This window comes from Starkeya sp. ORNL1 (genome assembly GCF_012971745.1).
In the GTDB taxonomy this organism is placed as follows: Bacteria; Pseudomonadota; Alphaproteobacteria; order Rhizobiales; family Xanthobacteraceae; genus Ancylobacter.
The window spans coordinates 694,865-716,002 of record NZ_CP048834.1 but is presented as its reverse complement, the minus strand read 5'-3'; the positions used below and the strand labels follow the sequence as shown (position 1 = coordinate 716,002).

General features: G+C 65.9%; 20 protein-coding genes and 1 tRNA gene. 10 read left to right on the top strand and 11 right to left on the bottom strand.

The window, feature by feature from the left end; translation table 11 throughout:
- The first annotated feature begins 78 nt into the window (after positions 1 to 78).
- The 5 genes from trkA (at position 79) to hflX (ending at position 5,638) form a co-directional block, all read left to right on the top strand.
- Positions 79 to 1,455 (top strand): Trk system potassium transporter TrkA, encoded by a 1,377-nt coding sequence (trkA, locus tag G3545_RS03495; RefSeq protein ID WP_170009879.1) that lies wholly within the window; start codon positions 79 to 81, stop codon positions 1,453 to 1,455.
- A 22-nt stretch (positions 1,456 to 1,477) separates the two neighbouring features.
- Positions 1,478 to 2,926: a TrkH family potassium uptake protein gene (locus G3545_RS03490; RefSeq protein ID WP_170009877.1), complete on the top strand. Its 1,449-nt coding sequence runs from the start codon at positions 1,478 to 1,480 to the stop codon at positions 2,924 to 2,926.
- A 26-nt stretch (positions 2,927 to 2,952) separates the two neighbouring features.
- On the top strand, positions 2,953 to 3,813 hold the full coding sequence (locus tag G3545_RS03485; RefSeq protein WP_170009875.1) for a D-amino-acid transaminase: 861 nt from the start codon (positions 2,953 to 2,955) through the stop codon (positions 3,811 to 3,813).
- A gap of 165 nt (positions 3,814 to 3,978) precedes the next feature.
- Positions 3,979 to 4,233, top strand: a complete 255-nt coding sequence (gene hfq, locus G3545_RS03480; protein WP_170009873.1) for an RNA chaperone Hfq — start codon at positions 3,979 to 3,981, stop codon at positions 4,231 to 4,233.
- 97 nt (positions 4,234 to 4,330) lie between these two features.
- On the top strand, positions 4,331 to 5,638 hold the full coding sequence (hflX, locus tag G3545_RS03475; protein WP_246702851.1) for a GTPase HflX: 1,308 nt from the start codon (positions 4,331 to 4,333) through the stop codon (positions 5,636 to 5,638).
- 104 nt (positions 5,639 to 5,742) lie between these two features.
- Here the strand turns inward: hflX and G3545_RS03470 are convergent, their stop codons facing one another.
- Positions 5,743 to 6,333 carry a nucleoside 2-deoxyribosyltransferase gene (locus tag G3545_RS03470; protein WP_170009869.1) on the bottom strand — a complete coding sequence of 197 codons (591 nt, stop codon included), beginning with the start codon at positions 6,331 to 6,333 and terminating at the stop codon, positions 5,743 to 5,745.
- 3 nt (positions 6,334 to 6,336) lie between these two features.
- A complete protein-coding gene (gene mazG / locus G3545_RS03465; protein WP_170009867.1) occupies positions 6,337 to 7,161 on the bottom strand; it encodes a nucleoside triphosphate pyrophosphohydrolase in 825 nt (274 codons plus the stop codon).
- Between the two features lie 254 nt (positions 7,162 to 7,415).
- Between mazG and G3545_RS03460 the strand changes: the two genes are divergently transcribed.
- Positions 7,416 to 9,017, top strand: coding sequence for a diguanylate cyclase (locus G3545_RS03460; RefSeq protein WP_170009865.1), 1,602 nt, complete (start codon positions 7,416 to 7,418; stop codon positions 9,015 to 9,017).
- A 21-nt stretch (positions 9,018 to 9,038) separates the two neighbouring features.
- On the opposite strand, the gene G3545_RS03455 is transcribed toward G3545_RS03460, so the two are convergent.
- From G3545_RS03455 to G3545_RS03425, 7 genes are all read right to left on the bottom strand, one after another.
- The gene (locus G3545_RS03455) at positions 9,039 to 9,836 is read right to left on the bottom strand and encodes an MBL fold metallo-hydrolase (protein WP_170009863.1); all 798 of its coding nucleotides are present in this window, start codon (positions 9,834 to 9,836) and stop codon (positions 9,039 to 9,041) included.
- A gap of 20 nt (positions 9,837 to 9,856) precedes the next feature.
- A complete protein-coding gene (locus tag G3545_RS03450) occupies positions 9,857 to 10,630 on the bottom strand; it encodes a TatD family hydrolase (RefSeq protein WP_170009861.1) in 774 nt (257 codons plus the stop codon).
- 7 nt (positions 10,631 to 10,637) lie between these two features.
- A complete protein-coding gene (gene metG / locus G3545_RS03445; RefSeq protein WP_170009859.1) occupies positions 10,638 to 12,185 on the bottom strand; it encodes a methionine--tRNA ligase in 1,548 nt (515 codons plus the stop codon).
- 38 nt (positions 12,186 to 12,223) lie between these two features.
- Positions 12,224 to 13,261, bottom strand: a complete 1,038-nt coding sequence (locus tag G3545_RS03440; RefSeq protein ID WP_170009857.1) for a DNA polymerase III subunit delta' — start codon at positions 13,259 to 13,261, stop codon at positions 12,224 to 12,226.
- The gene (tmk, locus tag G3545_RS03435; RefSeq protein ID WP_170017885.1) at positions 13,258 to 13,944 is read right to left on the bottom strand and encodes a dTMP kinase; all 687 of its coding nucleotides are present in this window, start codon (positions 13,942 to 13,944) and stop codon (positions 13,258 to 13,260) included. Before tmk ends, G3545_RS03440 begins: the two co-directional genes overlap by 4 nt.
- Before the next feature lie 35 nt (positions 13,945 to 13,979).
- Positions 13,980 to 15,218 (bottom strand): D-alanyl-D-alanine carboxypeptidase family protein, encoded by a 1,239-nt coding sequence (locus G3545_RS03430; RefSeq protein ID WP_170017884.1) that lies wholly within the window; start codon positions 15,216 to 15,218, stop codon positions 13,980 to 13,982.
- A 75-nt stretch (positions 15,219 to 15,293) separates the two neighbouring features.
- A complete protein-coding gene (locus tag G3545_RS03425; protein WP_246702849.1) occupies positions 15,294 to 16,376 on the bottom strand; it encodes a septal ring lytic transglycosylase RlpA family protein in 1,083 nt (360 codons plus the stop codon).
- Between the two features lie 423 nt (positions 16,377 to 16,799).
- On the opposite strand from G3545_RS03425, the gene G3545_RS03420 reads away from it, so the two are divergent.
- Positions 16,800 to 16,889: transfer RNA gene (locus tag G3545_RS03420), tRNA-Ser, on the top strand.
- 81 nt (positions 16,890 to 16,970) lie between these two features.
- On the opposite strand, the gene G3545_RS03415 is transcribed toward G3545_RS03420, so the two are convergent.
- Positions 16,971 to 17,471: a hypothetical protein gene (locus G3545_RS03415; protein ID WP_170009853.1), complete on the bottom strand. Its 501-nt coding sequence runs from the start codon at positions 17,469 to 17,471 to the stop codon at positions 16,971 to 16,973.
- 203 nt (positions 17,472 to 17,674) lie between these two features.
- Between G3545_RS03415 and G3545_RS03410 the strand changes: the two genes are divergently transcribed.
- Positions 17,675 to 18,091 (top strand): hypothetical protein, encoded by a 417-nt coding sequence (locus G3545_RS03410; RefSeq protein ID WP_170009851.1) that lies wholly within the window; start codon positions 17,675 to 17,677, stop codon positions 18,089 to 18,091.
- A gap of 221 nt (positions 18,092 to 18,312) precedes the next feature.
- On the opposite strand, the gene G3545_RS03405 is transcribed toward G3545_RS03410, so the two are convergent.
- Positions 18,313 to 18,603 (bottom strand): DUF1236 domain-containing protein, encoded by a 291-nt coding sequence (locus tag G3545_RS03405; RefSeq protein ID WP_170009849.1) that lies wholly within the window; start codon positions 18,601 to 18,603, stop codon positions 18,313 to 18,315.
- Between the two features lie 242 nt (positions 18,604 to 18,845).
- On the opposite strand from G3545_RS03405, the gene G3545_RS03400 reads away from it, so the two are divergent.
- Positions 18,846 to 19,043, top strand: coding sequence for a hypothetical protein (locus G3545_RS03400; protein WP_170009847.1), 198 nt, complete (start codon positions 18,846 to 18,848; stop codon positions 19,041 to 19,043).
- Between the two features lie 403 nt (positions 19,044 to 19,446).
- On the top strand, positions 19,447 to 21,138 hold the full coding sequence (locus G3545_RS03395) for a solute carrier family 23 protein (protein WP_281411704.1): 1,692 nt from the start codon (positions 19,447 to 19,449) through the stop codon (positions 21,136 to 21,138).

The following is a 21,138-nucleotide window of genomic DNA, read 5'->3' as shown; positions in this document are numbered from 1 at the left end:
CGGAGCATGTTCCGCAAAAGTTGAGAGACTTTTGCGATCCGAACAGGCTTCAGCCCGTGAATCGGTAGAGAGGTTTCGATGAAAGTCGTTATTTGCGGGGCGGGGCAGGTGGGTTTCGGCATCGCCGAGCGCCTAGCCGCCGAGCAGAACGACGTCTCCATCATCGACACCTCGCCGCGCCTCATCCAGGCCATCACCGATACGCTCGACGTGCGCGGCTTCGTCGGCCACGGCTCGCATCCGGACGTGCTGGCGCGGGCCGGGCTGGAAGCCGCCGACATGCTGATCGCGGTGACCTTGCACGACGAGGTCAACATGGTCGCCTGCCAGGTCGGCCATGCGCTGTTCGACGTGCCGACCAAGATCGCCCGCATCCGCGCCCAGAGCTATCTCCAGGGCCATTGGCGCGACCTGTTCTCGCGCGACCATCTGCCGATCGACGTCGTCATCTCGCCGGAGATCGAGGTCGGCGAGATGGTGCTGCGTCGTCTCTCGCTGCCCGGCGCCATCGACACGGTGAATTTCGCGGAAGGCCGCGTCGTCGTGGTCGGCGTGGAGTGCAAGGACGACTGCCCGGTGCTGGACACCCCGCTGCGCCAGCTCACCGACCTGTTCCCGGATCTGCAGGCCGTCGTGGTGGCAGTGAATCGCAAGGGCAAGGTGTTCGTGCCGCGCTCGACGGATTCGCTGATCGCCGGCGACGTCGCCTATTTCACCGCGCGCGCCGAGCAGGTGACGCGCACGCTCTCGATCTTCGGCCATGACGAGCTGCCCGCCCAGCGCATCGTCATCGGCGGCGGCGGTAATATCGGGCTCTATGTCGCCCGCGAGCTGGAGCGCCGCAATCCCAAGGCGCGGGTCAAGATCATCGAGGACAACCAAGCGCGGGCCGAAGCGATTGCGCAGGAGCTCGGCACCACCGTCGTGCTGCAAGGCAGCGCGCTCGACCGCATCATCCTCGAAGAGGCCTCGGTCGGCGATGCCGACACCATGATTGCGGTGACCAATGATGACCGCGTCAACATCCTGTCCTGCCTGTTGTCGCGCGAGCTCGGCGCGCGGCGCATGCTCTCGCTGCTGAACGATCCCAATTATCCCGCCTTTGCCCGCGGGCTCGGCATCGACGCCTATGTGAATCCGCGCCAGATCACCGTCTCCAAGGTGCTCCAGCACGTGCGCAAGGGGCGCATACGCGGCGTGCATTCGCTGCTCGACGGCGCCGGCGAGGTGATCGAGGCCGAGGCACTGGAAACCTCGCCGCTGGTGGGCAAGCCGCTGAAGGAGCTCGACCTGTTCGACGGCATGCGGATCGGCGCCATCATCCGCGGCGGCAAGATCGTGCTGCCGCGTGGCGACACCGTCATTCACGCACGCGACCGCATCGTGCTGTTCGCCCTCGCCGACAAGGTGAAGCGCGTCGAGCAGTTGTTCCGCGTCAGCCTCGAATTCTTCTGAAGCCGGTGGGAGAGCAGCGGCGATGATGGCGCTCGCCCGGCACGGCGTCCTTGCGGCCGGCACCATGGCGGCCTTCCTGGTGTTCGCCGCCATGATCGCCGTGGTGCGCCGCGAGCCGGCGGCGATCGTGTTCATGCTGACCGCTCTGCTGACCATCTTCGCGGCGGGGAGCGTGCATCTCGCCACGCGCAACCGCGCCGCCCGGCTCGACCGCGTATCCTCCTATGCGCTGCTGGTCGCCATCTGGGTCGGGCTGCCCATCATCGCCGCCATTCCGATCGCGGCCACCACGCCGCTCGGGCCGGTCGGGTCGTGGTTCGAGGCGGTGGCGGCCTTCACCACGACCGGCGCGGCGCAGGTCCACGACGTCGCCGACCTGCCGCGCTCGACGCTGGCATGGCTGCTGTCGCTGCAATGGCTTGGCGGGCTGATCACCCTGGTCGGCGTCGTCGCGGTGCTGGCGCCCGCCGGAATTGGCGGGCTGCCGGATCGCAGCGCGCGCGCCATCGAGCACGGTTCCACGGAATCGACGGCGCTCGATGATGCCATCCGCCACATCCTGCCGATTTACGCCGGTGCGACCGTGGTGTGCATGCTGACGCTCTATGCCGTCGGCCTGCGCGGCTTCGACGCCTTCGGCCTTGCCAGCGCCGCGCTGTCTACCGGCGGCCTGCTGCCCGATGCGGACGGCATGTCGGCCTATGGATCGGCCGCGGTGAAATTCGTCTTCATGTTCTTCATGCTGGTCGGCGGCACCAGCATATTATGGCACCGCATGATGCTGACGCGGCGCTTCCGCCTTGCCTTCAGCCAGCGCGAGAACATTGCGGTGCTGCTGGTCTGCCTCATCGTCGGCATCCTCGCCGCCGCCGTGCGCTTCGATACGCCGGAAGGCAGCCTGTCGCTGCCGCTGGCGCTGGAGGACGGACTGTTCTCGGCGATCTCGCTCATCACCACCACCGGCGTCGAGCCGCATGCCGGCGCCTTCTCGGCGCTGCCGATCTCGCTGGTGACGCTGCTGATCTTCATCGGCGGCGCCACCTTCTCGACCAGCGGCGGCATCAAGATGTACCGCGTCGGCGTGATGGGGCTGCAGAGCCTGCTGGAGCTGAACCGGCTGATCATGCCGCACGCGGTGCGCCCGCGCCGGTTGGGGCGACAGACCGTGTCGCTGGAGATGATGAAGGCGATTTGGCTCTGCTTTGCCATTGCCAGCGCGGTGTTCGTCGTGCTGACCGCGGCGGTGGCGCCGGCCATGCCGAGCTTCGAGGCCGCCTATGTGGCGACGCTGTCGGCGCTCACCAATGCCGGCCCGATCTATGCCGCCGGTTGGGACGGCTCCGCGGCCTGGCCTGAATGGGGGGCGTTGCCGGCCTATGCCCAGATCATACTCGCGCTGGCGATGATTCTCGGCCGACTTGAAATCCTCATGGTGCTGGGGCTCATTCATTTCGGTTTCTGGCGGCGCTAGAGTCGCTCGAGGGCAGGGCAGGGAATATGTCGCGCATCGCCTATGTGAATGGCCGCTACGTGCCGCACGCACATGCCATGGTCCATATCGAGGATCGCGGCTACCAGTTCGCCGATGGCGTCTATGAGGTGTGCGAGGTGCGCGGCGGGCGCATGATCGACGAGCGTCGGCACATGGAGCGCCTTGCCCGTTCGCTGCGGGAGTTGCGGATCAGCCAGCCCATGCCGCCGTCCGCGCTCGCCGTGGTGATGCGCGAGACCATCCGGCGCAACAAGGTGCGCGACGGCATCGTCTATCTCCAGGTGACTCGCGGCGTCGCCCGGCGCGATCACGTATTTCCCGAACGTGAGGTGCAGCCCTCCGTGGTGGTAACCGCGCGCTCCGCCGACCTCGCCAAGGCGGAGCGGCAGGCGGCGGACGGCGTCGGCGTCATCACCGTGCCGGAGAATCGCTGGGAGCGGGTCGATATCAAGAGCGTCGGCCTGTTGCCGAATGTGCTTGCCAAGCAGGCGGCGAAGGAGGCCGGCGCGCGCGAGGCCTGGTTCGTCGATCCCGAAGGCAAGGTGACCGAAGGCGGTTCGACCAATGCCTGGATCGTCACCATGGACGGCGTGCTCGTCACCCGGCCGGCCGACACCGGCATATTGCGCGGCATCACCCGCACCGTGGTTCTGGAGGTCGCGGCGCAGCAGGGCTTGAAGGTCGAGGAGCGGGCCTTCTCGGTCGAGGAAGCCTATGTGGCACGCGAGGCCTTCATCACCGCCGCGACCACCATCGTCATGCCGGTGGTGCGAATCGATGGCCGCCCGATCGGCAATGGCCATCCCGGTTCGGTCGCCCAGGGGTTGCGCGCGGCCTTCCACGAGGTCGCCGAAATCGCGCTGTGACAACGCGCATAAGCCATGCGGCGAAAGTATCTTGCACGATGGACCTAGTGTGCGATGCTAAAACCAGCACGCCTTCGCACACGCAGCACGTTCCCCGGACGGAATGAGGTTGCGTGGTGAGGGTGACCGCGCCGGCACACCATCAAACAACGGATCAAAAAAATCATGGCCGCGGATCGTTCCCAGAACCTCCAGGACACGTTTCTCAACCACGTCCGCAAGAACAAGACCCCTCTCACCATTTTCCTCGTCAACGGTGTCAAGTTGCAGGGCGTGGTGACCTGGTTCGATAACTTCTGCGTACTCCTTCGGCGGGACGGGCATTCCCAGCTCGTCTACAAGCACGCCATCTCCACCATCATGCCGGGTCACCCCGTCCAGCTGTTCGAGGCGCCGGACGAGGCCGTGGAGAAGGCCTGAGTTGGAACTGAAGAGCGCCGCACGACGCCGCCCCGGCAAGGCGGCGTCCGACGGCCCGGCAGTTCCACCGGCCGGCGAGGCGACCCGCGTGGTCGTCATCGTGCCTTATCTTACCCGGCCGAAGCCGGGCGAGGGGGCGGAAGTGCGCCGCACGCCCGAAGCGCGGCTTGACGAAGCGGCCGGCCTTGCGCGCGCCATCGATCTCGATGTGGTCGCAAGCGGCACCGTCGGGCTGAGCCAGATTCGGCCGGCCACCTATCTGGGTACCGGCAAGGTCGAGGAGATCGAGGGGCTGGTGAAGGCCAACGACGCTGGTCTCGTCTTCGTCGATGCCCCGCTCACTCCGGTGCAACAGCGAAACCTGGAAAAGGCGTGGGCGGCCAAGGTGATCGACCGCACCGCGCTGATCCTGGAGATTTTCGGCCAGCGCGCCCGCACCAAGGAGGGCGTGCTGCAGGTCGAACTCGCCCATCTCAATTATCAGCGCAGCCGGCTGGTCCGCTCCTGGACCCATCTGGAACGCCAGCGCGGCGGCTTCGGCTTCCTCGGCGGTCCCGGCGAGACCCAGATCGAAGCCGACCGCCGCCTCATTGGCGAGCGCATCATCAAGATCGAGCGCGAACTGGAACAGGTGAAGCGCACCCGCGCGCTGCACCGCGCCAGCCGCAAGAAAGTGCCATATCCGGTCGTGGCACTGGTCGGTTACACCAATGCCGGCAAGTCGACGCTGTTCAATCGGCTCACGGCGGCGAAGGTGAGGGCGCAGGATCTCCTGTTCGCCACGCTCGACCCGACCTTGCGCGTGGTCGCATTGCCCGGCGGCGAGCGCGTCATCCTGTCCGACACGGTGGGCTTCATCTCGGATCTGCCGACCCAACTCGTCGCCGCCTTCCGCGCCACGCTTGAAGAGGTAATCGAGGCCGACATCATCCTGCATGTGCGCGACATGTCCCATGAGGATGCGGATGCGCAGGCGCAGGATGTCGGCGACGTGCTCGCCGATCTCGGCATCGATGCCGATGACCATGGCCGGCTGATCGAGGTCTGGAATAAGATCGACCGCCTCGACGAGGCCGGCCGCACCCGGGTGTTCAATGTCGCGGAGCGCCGGACCGGCGACGAGCATCCGGTGCCGGTTTCGGCACTGACCGGCGAGGGGATCGACGCCCTGCTCGATGCCATCCGGCAAAGGCTGTCGCGCGAGCGGGTCACGCTGATGCTCGACCTTGATCCTTCGGACGGTGAGGGGCTGGGCTGGCTTTACCGTCACAGCGAGGTGCTGGAGCGTCGCGACGGCGAGAATGGCCGGGTGCACCTTGCCGTCCGGGTCGAGCCGGACCGCGCCGACGGCATCGAACGCCGCTTCGGCGCGCGGCGCATGGCAAAGGCCAGGCGGGACGGCTAGTTCGCCGCAGGTTGGCCTACACTTTTTCCTCTCCCCGTTGGGGAGAGGTGGCCCGCGAAGCGGGTCGGTGAGGGGGCGCACGATTGCGGAGCGGTGCAGATCCCTCACCCCAATGGGGAGACGGGGAAGCCGGTCAGAGCGGCGATGGCCCGGATGCAACGCTCGAACACGCCGAGATCGCGCCCGATATCCACGACCTCACGGTCAGGCATGATGATTTCGGTTCCGGAACAATGTAGTGCCTCGGCGATCATGAGATTGTCGGCGAGGCCGAAATCCTCGACCGCGAGCCCGTCGGCGGCATAGAGCCGATCGTCGGCGCCGGCCTTGAAGGGCTGGAACTCGGTGAGGGCGGCGAGGCGTTCGATCAGGGTGCCGCGCACGTTCGAATAGCCGAACACCGGCTTGCCCATCGCATAGCCCGCGCCGAGTTCGAACACGGTACCGACATCCGCGCTGACGCCGCGAAACGGCGTGAGATTGGCGAGGATGAGGTCGGCGCCGGCGAGCATCTTCATGTTCGCTCCAAAGATCGCCGCCGCCACGCTCGTGCCGGCCTGAAGATCCAGGCCGTTATCGAGCGGAAACAACCCCGTGAAACCGTATTGCGCGCAGATGCGGCGCTTACGCTCGCCGATCGCGGCGGCATCGGGCAGGAACACTTCGGGGCCGGCCAGATAGATCGAGCGGCCCATGGTCTATTCCCCAGCCTTGGCCGCCTGCCACAGCGCTTCCATCTCATCCAGCGTCGCGGAGGAGGGTGCTCGGCCCTCCTCTGCCAGCGCGTCCTCGATGGCGCTGAAGCGCCGCGTGAACTTGTCATTGGTACCGCGCAACGCCGTCTCCGGATCGACGCCGAGGTGCCGGGCGAGGTTCGCCACGGCGAACAGCAGGTCGCCGACCTCGCCGGCCGCGGCCTCACGGTCGCCGCTCGCGATCTCCTGCTCGACCTCGGTGATCTCCTCGCGGATCTTGTCGATCACCGGTCGGGCGTCCGGCCAGTCGAAGCCGACCTTGGCGGCCTTGTCCTGGAGCTTGATGGCGCGGGTGAGGGCAGGCAGGCCGACCGGCACACCATCAAGCGTGCGCCCGCCCCCCGCGTCCGGAGCCACGCCGCGTTCGACACGGCGGGCAGCGCGAAGCCGCTTTTCCTCCGCCTTGATCTCACCCCAGGCGATGTTCACCGCCTTGACATCGCGACCGCGAGCATCGCCGAACACGTGCGGATGTCGGCGTATCATCTTGTCGCATATAGCGAAAACGACATCGCCAAAATCGAAGGCTGCCTGCTCCTGGGCCATGCGGGCGTGGAACACCACCTGCAGCAGCAGATCGCCCAGTTCGTCGCACAGATCATCGAGATCGTTGCGCGCAATGGCGTCGGCGACCTCGTAGGCTTCCTCGATCGTGTAAGGCGCGATCGTCGCAAAGTCCTGTTCGAGATCCCAGGGACAGCCGGTCCCGGGCGTACGCAGCGCGGCCATGATGGCGAGCAGTTGGTCGATGTCGCGGGACGGCTTCAAGGGCTTTCTCTCACGGTGGCGGCTACGGGGCGAACGGCAGCCACCATAGAAGACAGCGCGAAGCGCAAGTCCACAACAGCCGGGAGAAGGGACGGCAATGCCTCGGCGCCGAACTCATAGGATGATTCGTAGAAGACATATTATGGAAATTAAATCCCCGGAAATCATGTCGCCAATTTTTGTCCATGAGGTAGCCGCGCGGCACGCCGGCCTTAATACCCACGGTGGTATCGAAGTCGCGGTCGGAGATGCCTATGCGACTTCTCGGAATGGTCCTGCCTCGCCTGAGCCTGCGTTGCCTGTTGCTGATTGCCGCCGCGATCGGGCTTGCCCCGCTATCCGCGCTGGATATCGCACGTCTCAACCATGCCAAGGATATCGCGCTGGCGCAGGCCGAGCGCGACATGGGCGAGCTCGCGCGCGTGGCGGCCGCGCGCCATGCCGAGGTGATCAAGAGCGCCTATGGACTGCTGAACGTGCTGTCCAACATTCCGGCGGTGCGCACGGTGTCTGCAGGCTGCAACAGCATCCTCACCGACCTCAAGACCGCCCATGAATCGATGACCAACCTGCTGGTGATCGATGCCAACGGCCAGGGCGTATGCGGCACCGGCGATCCCTCGCGGTTCAATATTTCCGGCCGGCACTATTTCATGGAGATGAAGCGCACCAAGAGCTTCACCGTCTCGAACGTGCTGATTGGCGAGCGCTCCAAGCGCGAGCTGGTGGCGGCTGGGCTGCCGCTGCTCGATGAGGCTGGCAATTTCGAGCGCGCTCTGGTGATCGGCATCGATCTCGGTTGGCTGAAGCAGCTCGCCGCACAGACCGCGGCGATCCACGGCGCCTCGGTCTATATTGTCGATCGCGATGGCTCGACCATCTATGCCAATTCCTTCCGCACGCCGGCCGGCGACCTCACCAGCTTCTATCGCGATCTGCCGAAGATTCCGGCCGGCACCTTGCTCACGGACAAGCCGGTCGGAGAAGCCATGGTCTTTGGCGTCGAGCGGCTGTCGGATATCGGCGTCACCATCGCTGTGGGCGTGGCACGCGCCGTGGTGTTCGCCCCGATCGAACGCGCCTTCTGGACCGATCTGCTGCTTTTAATCGCCGTTGCGCTCGGCTCATTCGGCGTCACCGTGATCTTCGTCGAGCTCGGCGTCAGTCGCGGCCTCAGGCACATCCATCAGGCCGCGCGTGCCATGGCGGCCGGCAATCTGCACGAACGCGCCAAGGTGCCGCCGTCGGTCATCGAGATCGAGAACCTCGCCACCTCGTTCAACACCATGGTCACCCAGCTCGAAGGGCTGGCCTATCATGATCGGCTCACCGGCCTCGGCAATCGCCGCCTGCTGGAGCGCTATCTCGCCAATGCCACCCGCACCCGCGCTTCCGGGCCGTTTGCGGTCCTCGCCATCGACCTCGACGAGTTCAAGCCGGTGAACGACGCTTTCGGCCATCGCGCCGGCGACGAGGTGCTGGCGCAGGTTGCCGAGCGGCTCACCGCCAATGCCATCGAAGCCGATCTGGTGGTGCGGCTCGGTGGCGACGAATTCATCGTGGTGCTGCACGAGAGCCGCAACGATTCCGCCCGCATCGCCACCCGGCTGCGCGACGCGGTCGCTCGGCCCTATCTGGTCGACAGCGCCGAGGTGAACATTGGCTGCTGCATCGGCGTCGCCTTCATCGAGCCTGGCAATGCCATTCCCGGGCCGGTCGAGATGTTGGATCGCGCCGATGAGGCGCTTTACGAGGCCAAGCGCGGCGGACGCTCGCGTGTCGTGGTGACGGATTCTCACTCCGACGACGTGCTCTGGCCCGGCAGCGACGCGCTGTTCGGATCGCAGGCGAGCTGAGAAGCACCGCCTAACCCGCTGCTACAGCGTGATTTTCATGCCATCGTAAGCCGGCTCAATATGAGCCGGCAGTTGCCGCACCAGCGTGTCATAGTCTAGGTCGGTGTGCAGATTGGTGAGCACGGCGCGACGCGGTCGCATGCGCTCGATCCAGTCCAGCGCTTCGCTCAGCGACAAATGGCTCGGATGCGGCGTGATGCGCAGCGCGTCGATGATCCAGATGTCGAGCTCCTCAAGCAGCGGCAGGCTCTCCGCCGGCAAGTCGTGGAGATCGCTCGAATAGGCGAGGCCGCCGAAGCGGAAGCCATAGGAGATGATGGTGCCGTGATACTGCCGAAACGGCACCGCCTGCACCCTGCCCCCGGGCCCGTCGATCGTCACCAACTCACCGTGGCGGAAGCGATGCTCGTCGAGGATGGGCGGATAGTCGCTGCCCGGCGGCGTCTGGAAGCAATAGCCAAAGCGCTGATGCACGATCATCGAGGTCTCGGCATCGAGCCACACATCGAGCCGCCGCCGATGATGAATGCTCAGCGGGCGGACATCATCGATGCCATGGGTATGGTCGGCATGCTCATGGGTGAAGAGCACGCCGTCGAGCCGGTCGACCTCGGCGTCGAGCAATTGCTCCCGCAGGTCCGGCGAGGTGTCGATCAGCACCCGGGTCAGTGTGCCGCCCTCGCCCGCCCGGTCCACCAGCATCGAGCAGCGCCGGCGCCGGTTACGTGGATTGGCGGGATCGCAGGCGCCCCAGCCTTGCCCCACGCGTGGCACGCCGCCCGAAGAGCCGCAGCCGAGAATGGTGAAGGTGAGGCTCATGGGCTTTGTCCGGCTCCGTTTCAGCTCGCCCTGGAGAATAGCCGGAAGAAATTCGCCGTGGTGGTCTCGGCAACCTCCGCCTCCGACCAGCCGCGGGTCTCCGCCAGTACCCGGGCAGTCTCCACCACGAAGGACGGCTCGTTGCGCTTGCCGCGCCTGGAGTTCGGCGCGAGATAGGGCGCGTCGGTCTCCACCAGCACGCGGTCCGCGGGCAGGTTGGCTGCGATCTCCCGCAGCGGCGCTCCGCTCTTGAAGGTCAAGATGCCGGAGAACGACACATAGCCGCCGAGCGCCACCGCCCGGCGCGCCAGGTCGGCGCCGCCGGTGAAGCAGTGCAGCACGAACGGGAAGGCCCCCTTCCCGCTTTCGTCCTCGAGGATGGCGGCGACGTCGTCGTCCGCCTCGCGGGCATGGATGACCAGCGGCAGGCCGGTCTGCCGCGCGGCTGCTATGTGCATGAGGAATCCGGCGCGCTGTGCCGCGCGCGGACCGAGATCGTAATGATAGTCGAGCCCGGCTTCGCCGATGGCGACCACCTTGGGGTGGTCGGCCTCGGCCAGCAATTCATCGAGCGTGATGTCGGCTTCTTCGCCGGCATTGTGCGGATGGGTGCCGACCGAGCAGAACACGTCGTCGAACCGCTCGGCGATCGCCCGTACCTCGGCTGAGCGGCGGATGCGCGTGCCGATCGTCACCAGCCGCCCGACGCCCGACGCCCTGGCCCGCGCGACGACATCGTCGAGCTCCTGGGCAAAGTCGGGAAAGTCGAGATGGCAATGGCTGTCGACGATCATGCAGTACTCACTCGGCTTCGGGTTCGACATAGCGCGGGAACACCGCCACCGGCGCCGGCAGGCTGGTGCCTCCAATGAGCCGCCCGGCCGCGCCGAGGCTGGCGAAGCTGCGCGCCTCCAAGGGCACTGCCAGCAGGTCAAGCAGCTTGGCGGCGCTGCCCGGAATGAAGGGCTGCGCCAGCAGCGCCACCTGGCGGATCACCTCGGCGGTGATCCACAGCACGGTGCCGAAGCGCTCCGGATCGGTCTTGCGCAACTCCCAGGGTGCGGAGGCGGCGAAATAGCGGTTGGCATCCGCCACCACCGCCCAGATCACGGCGAGCGCCTGATGGATCTGCTGGCCGGCCATGGCCTCGCGCGCCTTGGCGGCCATGGCATCGGCCGCCTCCAGCATCGCCGCATCCTCGGCGGACAGCGCGCCGGCGGCGGGAAGCACGCCGCCGAGATTCTTGCCGATCATCGACAGCGAGCGCTGCGCCAGATTGCCGAGGTCATTGGCGAGATCGGCATTGGTACGGGCGACGATGGCCTCGTGGCTGTAGGTGCCGTCCTGGCCGAACGGGATCTCGCGCAGCAGGAAATAGCGCAGCGCATCGACGCCATAGGCTTTGGCGAGGTCGAACGGGTCGATCACATTGCCGACCGACTTCGACATCTTCTCCCCGCGATTATGGATGAAGCCGTGGGCGAAGACTGTCCTGGGCGGCGCAATGCCGGCCGACATCAGGAAGGCGGGCCAGTACACGGCGTGGAAGCGGATGATGTCCTTGCCGATGACATGCAGATCCGCCGGCCAGTAGCGCTTGAACAGCGCGCCGTCGGTGTCCGGATAGCCGGCACCGGTGATGTAGTTGGTGAGCGCGTCGACCCACACATACATCACATGCTCCGGCGCGCCCGGCACCGGCACGCCCCAGAAGAAGGTGGTGCGGCTGATGGAGAGGTCCTGCAGCCCACCCTTGACGAAGCTCAGCACCTCGTTGCGGCGCACCTCCGGACGGATGAAGTCCGGATGCGCCTCGTAATAGTCGAGCAGGCGCTGCTGATAGGCGGAGAGCTTGAAGAAATAGCTCTTCTCTTCCGTCCATTCGACCGGCGTGCCCTGCGGGCCGACCCGCACGCCGTCCGGGTTCAGCGTCGTCTCGTCCTCGGCGTAATAGGCCTCGTCACGCACCGAATACCAGCCGGCATAGGCGTCGAGATAGATGTCGCCAGCCTCGACCATGCGCTGCCAGATCGCCTGGCTGGCGGCGTAGTGATCCGTGTCGGTGGTGCGGATGAAGCGGTCGTAATCGACCCCCAGCAGCGCATCCATCTCCTTGAAGCGCGTGGAATTCCTCGTCGCCCATTCGATCGGCGTGAGACCCTGCTTCTCCGCGGTCTGCGCCATCTTCAGCCCGTGTTCGTCGGTGCCGGTCAGGAAGCGGACATCATAGCCGTCGAGCTTCTGGAAGCGCGCAATGGCGTCGGAGGCGATCTTCTCATAGGCGTGGCCGATATGCGGCGAGCCGTTGGGATAATCGATCGCAGTGGTGATGTAATAGGCGGGTTTCACGCGGGTCTCTTCCTGCGGCACCGGGAATCCCCGGCGCGTCAGGGGCGCACGGCCTCATTGAGCGACGCGAAGATTCGGAAAACGAAGCTCTTGCGATCGAGATTAAACGTGTCGGCGTCGATCGCGGCGCGGCGAACCTTCTCCCACACCTCCGGCAGGCGTGCAAGGCGCAGCGCCGGCCGTTGCCGCCGTCCGGTGGCGTGGTCTGAAACCCAGGCCTCGACAGTGGCGGTGAAGCTCTCGAACGCACCTTCGCGGTCGCCCTGCAGGCGCTCGCCGAGCGCGTGCAATTCCTTCGGATCGATGTCCGGCATGCGATCGAGCAGCGATCGCGTGGCCTGCCGGATGGCGAGCCCCTCCCCGGACAGCAGCACCAGCGCCTCGCGCACGCTGCCACCGCTCTCCAATGCCGCCTCCGCGATGCCGGTGCGGTTAAGGTCCGGCATGGTCTCGGCGAGATCGCCGAGCACCGCGGCGACATCGTCGGTGGGAAGCGCGCGCAGCGGCACCAGCCGGCAACGCGAGCGTATGGTCGGCAGCAGCCGGCCGGGCGCGTGGCTGATGAGCAGGAACAGCGACTTCGCCGGCGGCTCCTCCAGCGTCTTCAACAGCGCATTGGCACCCTGGGCATTCATCTCGTCGAGGGTGTCGACGATACACACCCGCCAGCCGCCGAGCGCCGCGGTCGAGCCGAAGAAGCTGCGCACCCGGCGCACCTGTTCGGCCGGGATCATGGTCGGCAGCTTGCCGGTGTCGCCCGGCACACGGCGCAGCACCAGCATGTCCGGATGCGAGAGAGCGGTGACCTGTCGCGCTGCCGGATGCTCCGGGGCCACGGCAAGTAAATGCGCCGGTGCGGCACCGTTCGCGAGCACGAAGCGGGCAATGCGGTAGGCCAGCGTCGCCTTGCCGATGCCCTCGGCCCCGCCGATCAGCAAGGCATGCGGCAGTCGCCCGGCATCCCACGCCGCGCGCACCATGGCTTCCGCCTCGCCATGGCCGACCAGCATCTGGCGTTCGCGCGGGTGCGGGGCGCCGGCAAAACGGTCGGCCTCGGGAGCGGCGGGCGCGCTCACGCGCCCCCTCCCCGCATGGCGGAAGGCTGCATCAGCCGGGCCTCGACGGTGCGCCAGACGGCGTCCGCGACGCTGTCGACGTCGCCGCCGGCATCGATGAGGACGCAGCGCTCCGGTTCGCGCTCGGCAAGCTCGCGAAACGCGTCGCGCAGATGCCGGTGGAAGGTGACATCCTCGCTCTCAAAGCGGTCCGCGCCGGCGCCGCTGCGCGCGGTGGCGCGCTGCAGGCCTTCCTCGGCCGGCAAATCGAGCACGATGGTGAGGTCCGGCATGGTGGCGCCCACCGACACGCGCTCCAGCGCACGGATCATGCGTGGATCGACATTGCCGAGCGTGCCCTGATAGACCCGGGTCGAATCGATGAAGCGGTCGCAGATCACGAAGGCGCCGCGCTCCAGTGCCGGGCGGATGGTGGTCTCGACATGGTCGGCACGGGCCGCGGCGAACAGCATCGCCTCGGTGACCGGCCCGAGCGGCTTGGCGGCGCCGGAGAGCAGCACGTGACGCACCGCCTCGGCGCCCGGCGAGCCGCCCGGCTCGCGCGTCGTCACCACCGCGATGCCGAGGGAGCGCAGCCGCTCGCCGAGCCGGCGCACCTGCGTCGACTTGCCGGCCCCCTCTCCGCCCTCGAAGCTGATGAAACAGCCGCGTCCAAGCGGTGCGGCCGGCTTCGGCGCCGCCATCTCGCGCGTCTTTCGGTTTCGGGCCGTCAGGGCCATCACGAGCCCTTCAGCTTGGCATAGCCTTGCCGGGCGAGCCCGACCACCAGCTCATAGGCGCCATCCATGGCGCGGCGCCACAGCGGGCCCTGGGGCACATCCTCGGCGGCGACCAGCGGCACGTCGAGCGCCACCTGCTCGCCGCGGAACACCCGCAGATGCGCCAGTTCCGCGCCCTTGGTGACCGGTGCGCGGATCGGCCCTTCATACTGGATCTTGGCGCTGATGCGCTCATTGCCGGAACGCGGCACCAGCAGATGGATCGGTCCCTTGCCGGTGAGCGGCGCGCCGCCGCGCGTCCCGCCATACAGCGTCGCCTCGCCGACGATCTGGCCGGCATCGAACAGCAGCTTCTGCTCGAAGGAACGGAAGCCCCATTCCAGCAGCTTGCGGGCGTCCTCGGCGCGCTCCTTGTCGCTCTTCGAACCCATCACCACCACGATGAGTCGCTGGCCATTCGAGACCGCCGAGCCGACCAGATGATAGCCGACATCCTTGAGGAAGCCGGTCTTGAGGCCATCGGCGCCAAGGCTCATGCCGAGCAGCGGATTGCGGTTCGACTGGCGGATCTTGTTCCAGGTGAATTCCGCCTCGCCGAAGATCGGATAGAATTGCGGGTAGTCGCGGATGAGGTGCGAGGTGAGGTTCGCCATGTCGCGCGCCGTCACCTTCTGGTCCGGATCAGGCAGGCCGCCGGGATTGCGGAACGTCGAGCCAGTGAGGCCCAGCCGCTTCGCCTCGTCGTTCATCTTGTTGGCGAATGCCAGCTCGTTGCCGGCAATGCCTTCCGCCAGCACGATGGCGGCGTCATTGCCCGACTGCACGATGACGCCGCGCATCAGGTCGGAGACCTTCACATTGCTATTCAGCGCCGCGAACATAGCGGTGTTGCCGGAAGGCGCGCCACCGCGCCGCCAGGCATATTCGCTCACTTTGAACTCATGGTCCGGCGTAAGGCGGCCTTCCACGATCTCGTGGAATACCACTTCCATGGTCATGAGATTGTTGAGGCTCGCCGGCGCCATCGGCGCGTCGGCGTTGCGCTCGAACAGCACCGTGCCACTCTCATAGTCCACCAATATGGCGGATGGCGAGGCGATGGCGGGGCCTTCAGCCTGCGCACGCGCGCGGTTCGGCGACGCGATGGTGAGGCAGAGAAGGGCCAGGATCAGAGCAAGCCGCGCGCCGGGTGCCTCCCGGAGCTTCTGGCGGAAGGACGGCCACATGAACATGCGCATCGGCACCGACATTCTCCCCCGCACTATGCGGGAGAGTTAGCAGCGGATCATGTGTTTAGGCAATGCGATTGCCGCTCAATAGAGCCCGCGTCCGGTCCCGACCGGCGTGACCATCCCGGAGGACGGCGCATAATTGGCGACCGGCTGCGGGCCGACCATCCAGCCCGCAGCGGCGAGCGGATCGCCGGAGGGCTGTACGGGCGGCGGCGCCGCATTCGCCACCCGCACCGGACGGGGCGCGGCCTGAGCCACCGGCGCCGGCGCGGCCGGCAGCGGAGCCTGGGCAACGGCATGCGGCTTGGCGGCAGCCGGGCGAACTGCCGGCAGCATGCCTGCCGTCGCAACCTGCACCGGACGCTGGGTCGAAATGGTAGGCAGCGGCGCAGTGGCGACCGCGCGCGGCGCCGGAGCGACCACGGCGACATTCTGCGTACGCAGCACCGGCTCCGCGCTCGCGACGCCCGTGCCCTCGCCGAGATCGAACGGGCGATCCGGCGGCATCGGCGCATTGGCGGCAGGCAGACGCGAGGTCGCGACGCTCGAGACCGGCAGCGCGCCGTTGGAGGCGACCATCACGCCGGAATTGACCGGCATCGGCGACGAGCCGTCATTGCGCAGCGTCGCCACCAGCTTGCGGTCGTCGGAGCCTTCGAGCGGCGCGCTCCCGACATATTCCACGCGCACACGGGCGGTACCGCGACCCTTGAAGCCGAGCAGATCCGCCGCCTTCGACGACACGTCGATCACGCGGTCGCTGTGATAGGGACCGCGATCATTCACGCGCACGATCATCGACTTGCGATTGTCGAGATTGGTGACGCGCACATAGCACGGCATCGGAAGCGTCGGATGCGCCGCGGCGATCGATTCCATGTCGAACACCTCGCCATTGGCGGTGAGGCGACCATGGAAGTCGTCGCCATACCAGGAGGCGATGCCTTCCGCCTTGTAGCGGGTGTTCGCTTCGGGGACATAGGTGCGGCCGGCGACCTGATACGGCTTACCAACTCTATAGGCACCGCCGCCCTTCGGCACCGGCTGGCCGAACGCGACCACGCGCGGGCTGGCGGTGACGCCGTATTTCGGGTCAACCTTGCTGGCGAGCTTGGATGATGTGGCGCCGCAATTGGCGACGACGAGCCCAACGCCGACGACCAGGACGGCCCGGCCGAGCTTACCGACAGACAAGTGTGAAACAGGAATTCCGGCTCGATATGTGCGACGGGCGCACTTCGGCCCTATCTCGTTCCCCATGCACCCCAACCGCTGCGCGAGCACTCCACCCGATTCCGCGCGCCTTAAGCTGGCGCTTCTGGATCAAATGGAACGCGACCCCGATTCGAGCCGCATGCCCTGTCCGCATGCGGTCGTTCCTTATGACACAGGAGGCTGCCCGAGTGGGGCGAAAATGCGGCGAAAGCGGCGATATGGTAAACGCCACGTGACCGACACGGTACCGCGCTGTAGCGCCACCGTCCCGCTTGCAAAGCGCGCCATCAATCAAGATAAGGTGCCGCGACTTCGGGATCATGACGGCGCCACGTCGAATCGACAGCCGTGATCGCGAGGATGGGTGCGCTTGGAAGGGTGGCCGAGTGGTTTAAGGCAGCGGTCTTGAAAACCGCCGTGGGTGCAAGCCCACCGTGGGTTCGAATCCCACCCCTTCCGCCAGCCGCCAATGCATCGGCACGCATCGTAGAATCTCCTGGTGGAATCGCACTCGTCGCTGCTCGTCGACGTCGCCCAAGGGCGCTAGCAAAATATCCCATCGAGGTAGAACTGAGCGTCTAAGCGACGGACATCCAGGGTGCAGCCTTTGCCATCCTTCGACTTGGAGTCGGGCGGTGAGCCGGAGGCGTCGTAAAGCAGCGATACCTCCCATCCCAACCCGCCGGCCCAATCCCACCGCATTCGCTGCAGCGAATGCCGATGCACCTGTGAAATATAGAAGGGACGCGCGAGAGCGAAACGAATGGCCGTCGAGTGACGCTCTGCCATGTAGAGCGTGCCAACCATCAGCAGCGCGGTCAGGGCGAGGCGGCGTGCGGTTATCCAGCGGCGTCGGGTCGCGGCAATAAGAACGGCGGTCACTACGCCGAAAAGCACGCCCAGCGCAGCTATTGCTGCGGCAATCACCAGCACAGATCTCCCCCCGTCGAGGACGAAGGAAAGCGGGAGCAAGCACCATCCGATGAAGATTGCAGCCGCGCGAACCATGCCGATCGGCTTTGGCTGTTCGGTCCGGACGCTCATTGTGTCCACCTACTCCGCGAGTCCGTCCTCTCCCCCTGATTGCCGCGGCGATCTAGCCGCCGATCCGCTCGGACGCCTTGCGCAACGTGGCGCCGGTCAAATTCTCGTAGGCCGCCCATTGTGAGAAACATGCTCACCTGATGTGGGATTATCTTTCCTGGAAGGGTGGCCAACCCTGGCTACCCAGCCAGAGGAGGCCTTCCATGTGCGATTACAGCCTTGCCGCTGTCGCCTCTCGACCAGCGAAGGTTGGGGACGAGCTTGTGTCGAGCCGCTTCTCGAAATCAGCCACCCGCGGTTTCGCGGCCGTGGGCGAGCCAGGGGTTGCGGTGTGCCTGCTCCCAGGAACGGAGCTGGTCTTCGATAAGGCAGTCGAGTTCGAATGGTCGATCGCCTTCCTGCCGAGACGCAAAGTCAAACAGACTGTGGCGCGGTTCCGTCATATCGATGAGGATACGCCGTGCGTGCATCATGATGCGCTGGAATTTGCGAACGGCAGAATTGTCCTGCTCACGCAATTGAGCCCGGGGCAGATTGCGCATGTGCTGCAACTCCCAGCGGACCCGCGTGTGGAGAAGTCGGCGCCTGAGGCGGCGGTCAGTCGATCTTTTGTGGATTGATGAACGGTCGGGCATCGGCGGGCAGTGTTCGCCGATGCCTTCCTCACAGGCTTGGACAAACGCGCACCCGATGCAAGCCGCAACGTCCGTCCGCGCATGAAACCCGTGGGCGACCTACCATGAAGCGGTCTACCCCCGGGGGGCGATCAACAGAGGTGAGCCGCCCGGCAAAATGACAGGGAAGTTGCCGAGCGGAGCCATCGGCACATCGCGTCCCAAAATCATTCGATGATCTTGATGACTCTCCGAGTCTTCGCGTCGACGATGACTCGCCGATTGTTCACAACAGCGTAGCTGAAGGCGTCGAATTTGGGCACCTTGTGGATGACGACGGCGCGCGGCAGCTCAGAGCCCACCATGACATCGCCTTGCATCATCACGGAGGGTGTCTTTTCCTTCACGACATAGGTTTCCACCTCAGACGGTACCGCTACGACGGCAGTCTGAGCAATGGCAGACGCCGGAATAATAATAACACTACTCAGAAGGGCGGCATATACTACCTTTTTCATGAGTGCTTCCTCCGGTTAGGAAGCAAAGTAAACGTGTGTTATGGAACTGAGGTTCCGTTAGGACCGATTTATTTCAGCGCTGGGAGCACCTTGAGCGCCGACTACTACCCATGATCCCACACCGGGTCGATCCGCGCGGCAGCGGTAGCGCCCGCCATCGCAGGATATTGCGCGGCGATCCCGCCTGCCCTGTGGGGCGGAACTTGCCGGCGGATTGGTCGTTACCGCTCGGGAGGAACGCCATGATCTCTCGCCGTTTTGACGAAACACCGCGCGACCGCGACATCGAGAAGCCTTGGGACATGGAACCGGACGACGACAATTGGTCGTACGACGGGGAGCCGGAAACCTATCGGCCGGGCAGCACCATTCTGTACGCGATCATGATCGCCATGGGCGTGATCGCCGTGGTCATCGTCGTGGCTAAGTGGCTCGCCTGAAGTGGCAGAGCCCCGATGATCAGCCCACCACTGCTGACAATGGCCGGGCGTGTGGAGAGGACCGTGCACACGGAGTTCAGCCGAGACCCGTAATCCTATTGGTGGAAACAGGACGCGCGTCGTGTCGGCACCAACAGTGGCGCTGCCGGAGCACCGAGGTCAGCCAGTAGGCATCTCCCTCATTTCCAGGCGTCGACGCCACCAGATTGCGATTGGCCGCAACGGTGGATCAAGTTACCGTCCGCGCCATGATCACTCCAGCACAGTCTCGGGCAACCCGCACACCCACCAACTGGCCTCTGCCGCAGATCGCGTGTGCATTTGAGGTTGCCGGCGCCGAGTTCATCCCGGGGCACGGCGGCGAGCCGGGGGTAAAGCTCAAGAAGCTCGGGCCGACCTAGGCGTGCGATACGATCAGCACTCACGTCCTCCGCTTTCAGTCCTGCTGACCTCGATCGCCCAGCACATGGGGCTCATGGCGGTGACGCTCGTGTTCCCGTTGCTGGTCGCGCAAGCCGCGGGTGCGGACAACATATTTCAGGCTCGATACGTCGCGTTGTCGATGCTCGCTTTGGGCGTCGCGACCCTCGCGCAGGCGTGGAGCGGCCATGTCTTCCGCCTGCCACGTGTCGGCAGTGGCTTCCTGCTGCCCGCGGTCTTCACGGCCGCCTATCTGCCGGCAAGCCTGGCCGCTGCGAAGAGCGGAGGGCTGGAGGCCGTGGCGGGTCTCACCATCACTGCCGGCGCGACCGAGATAGTTCTCAGCCGCTTCATCAGCCGCCTGCGACCTTACCTGCCCATCGAGATCGTCGGACTGGTCGTCCTGATGATCGGCATGATCCTGGGCACCGTGGCGCTTAAGCTCATGGTCGGCTTTACCAATGACGCTCCGCTGGCCGCCAGCGACAGCGGTGCAGCAATGGCCGCCCTCGCCGTCATGATCGCCCTCTCCGTCTGGGGTGGAGCGCGCGTGCGCACCATGGCCGTGCTGATCGGCCTTGCGGCCGGCACGATCCTTCATGCGATCTTTCAACTTGCCGGCGGCTCGCCCCCTGGCGAACACGCAGCCCCGCTGGAGACGCTGGTGTGGCCGTTGATAGCGCCTGGCTTCGATGTCGCCTTGCTGCCCGGATTTCTGGTTGGTGCGCTTGCCTGCACGCTTCGCGCGTTCGGCGACATTGTCGCCAGCCAGAAAGCCAATGATCGAGAATGGAAGCGGCCGGATTACTCCAGCATCGAAGCCGGCGCGCTGGCGGATGGGCTCGGGACGCTGATCGCGGGAGTGATCGGCACGATGGGGCTCAACACCTATTCCGCCAGCGTCGGCCTGTCGGTGGCAACGGAGGTGCTGTCGCGCCGCGTCGCCATCGGCGTCGGGTTCGGCTGGATCGCCCTCGCCTTCCTGCCGGGCTCATCCAGCTTCGTGCTGGCCATCCCACAGAGCGTGCTGGGTGCGGCGCTGCTCTTCGCGTCGGCGTTCGTGGTGCTGTCGGGTGTCTCGATCCTCGGACAAAGAATGCTCGACTCGCGGCGAACGATCGCGGTCGGGCTGGGCTTCCTGCTCGGCATTTCCTTCGATGAGATACCGGCCCTCTACGCCCAGCATCTGCCGCAGATCCTTCGGCCCGTGGTCAGCTCTTCACTTGTGCTCGGCCTTGTGGCCGCCCTGACGTTGAACGCATTGTTTCGGATCGGTAGCCGCAGATCGCATCGGCTGACCTGGGATCCAGCCACCGGCTTCAAGCCATTGCGGCGCTTCCTGCTCGAAGTCGGCGGGCTGGAGGGTGCCCGCCTGGAGGCCGTCGCCAGGCTGTCGCGCGTGGCCGAGGAGTTCAATGAGGCAGCTGCGCACCTGTCGGACGGCTCACCAATCGAAGTTTCGACGGGTTTCGACGAATATATGCTGGAGCTGCGTTTCGCCTGGCACGGCCGCCCGCTGGTCGGCGGCACGGCTCCGAGCCTCGACGCGGATGTCGATGAAGACGCGATGATGAATGGCGTGGTGCTGGCGTTGATCGCGCGGCTGTCGGATCGAATGATTCAGCGTGAACTGCCTGACAAACGCCATGAGCTCACCTGCGTTGTTGATCAATAA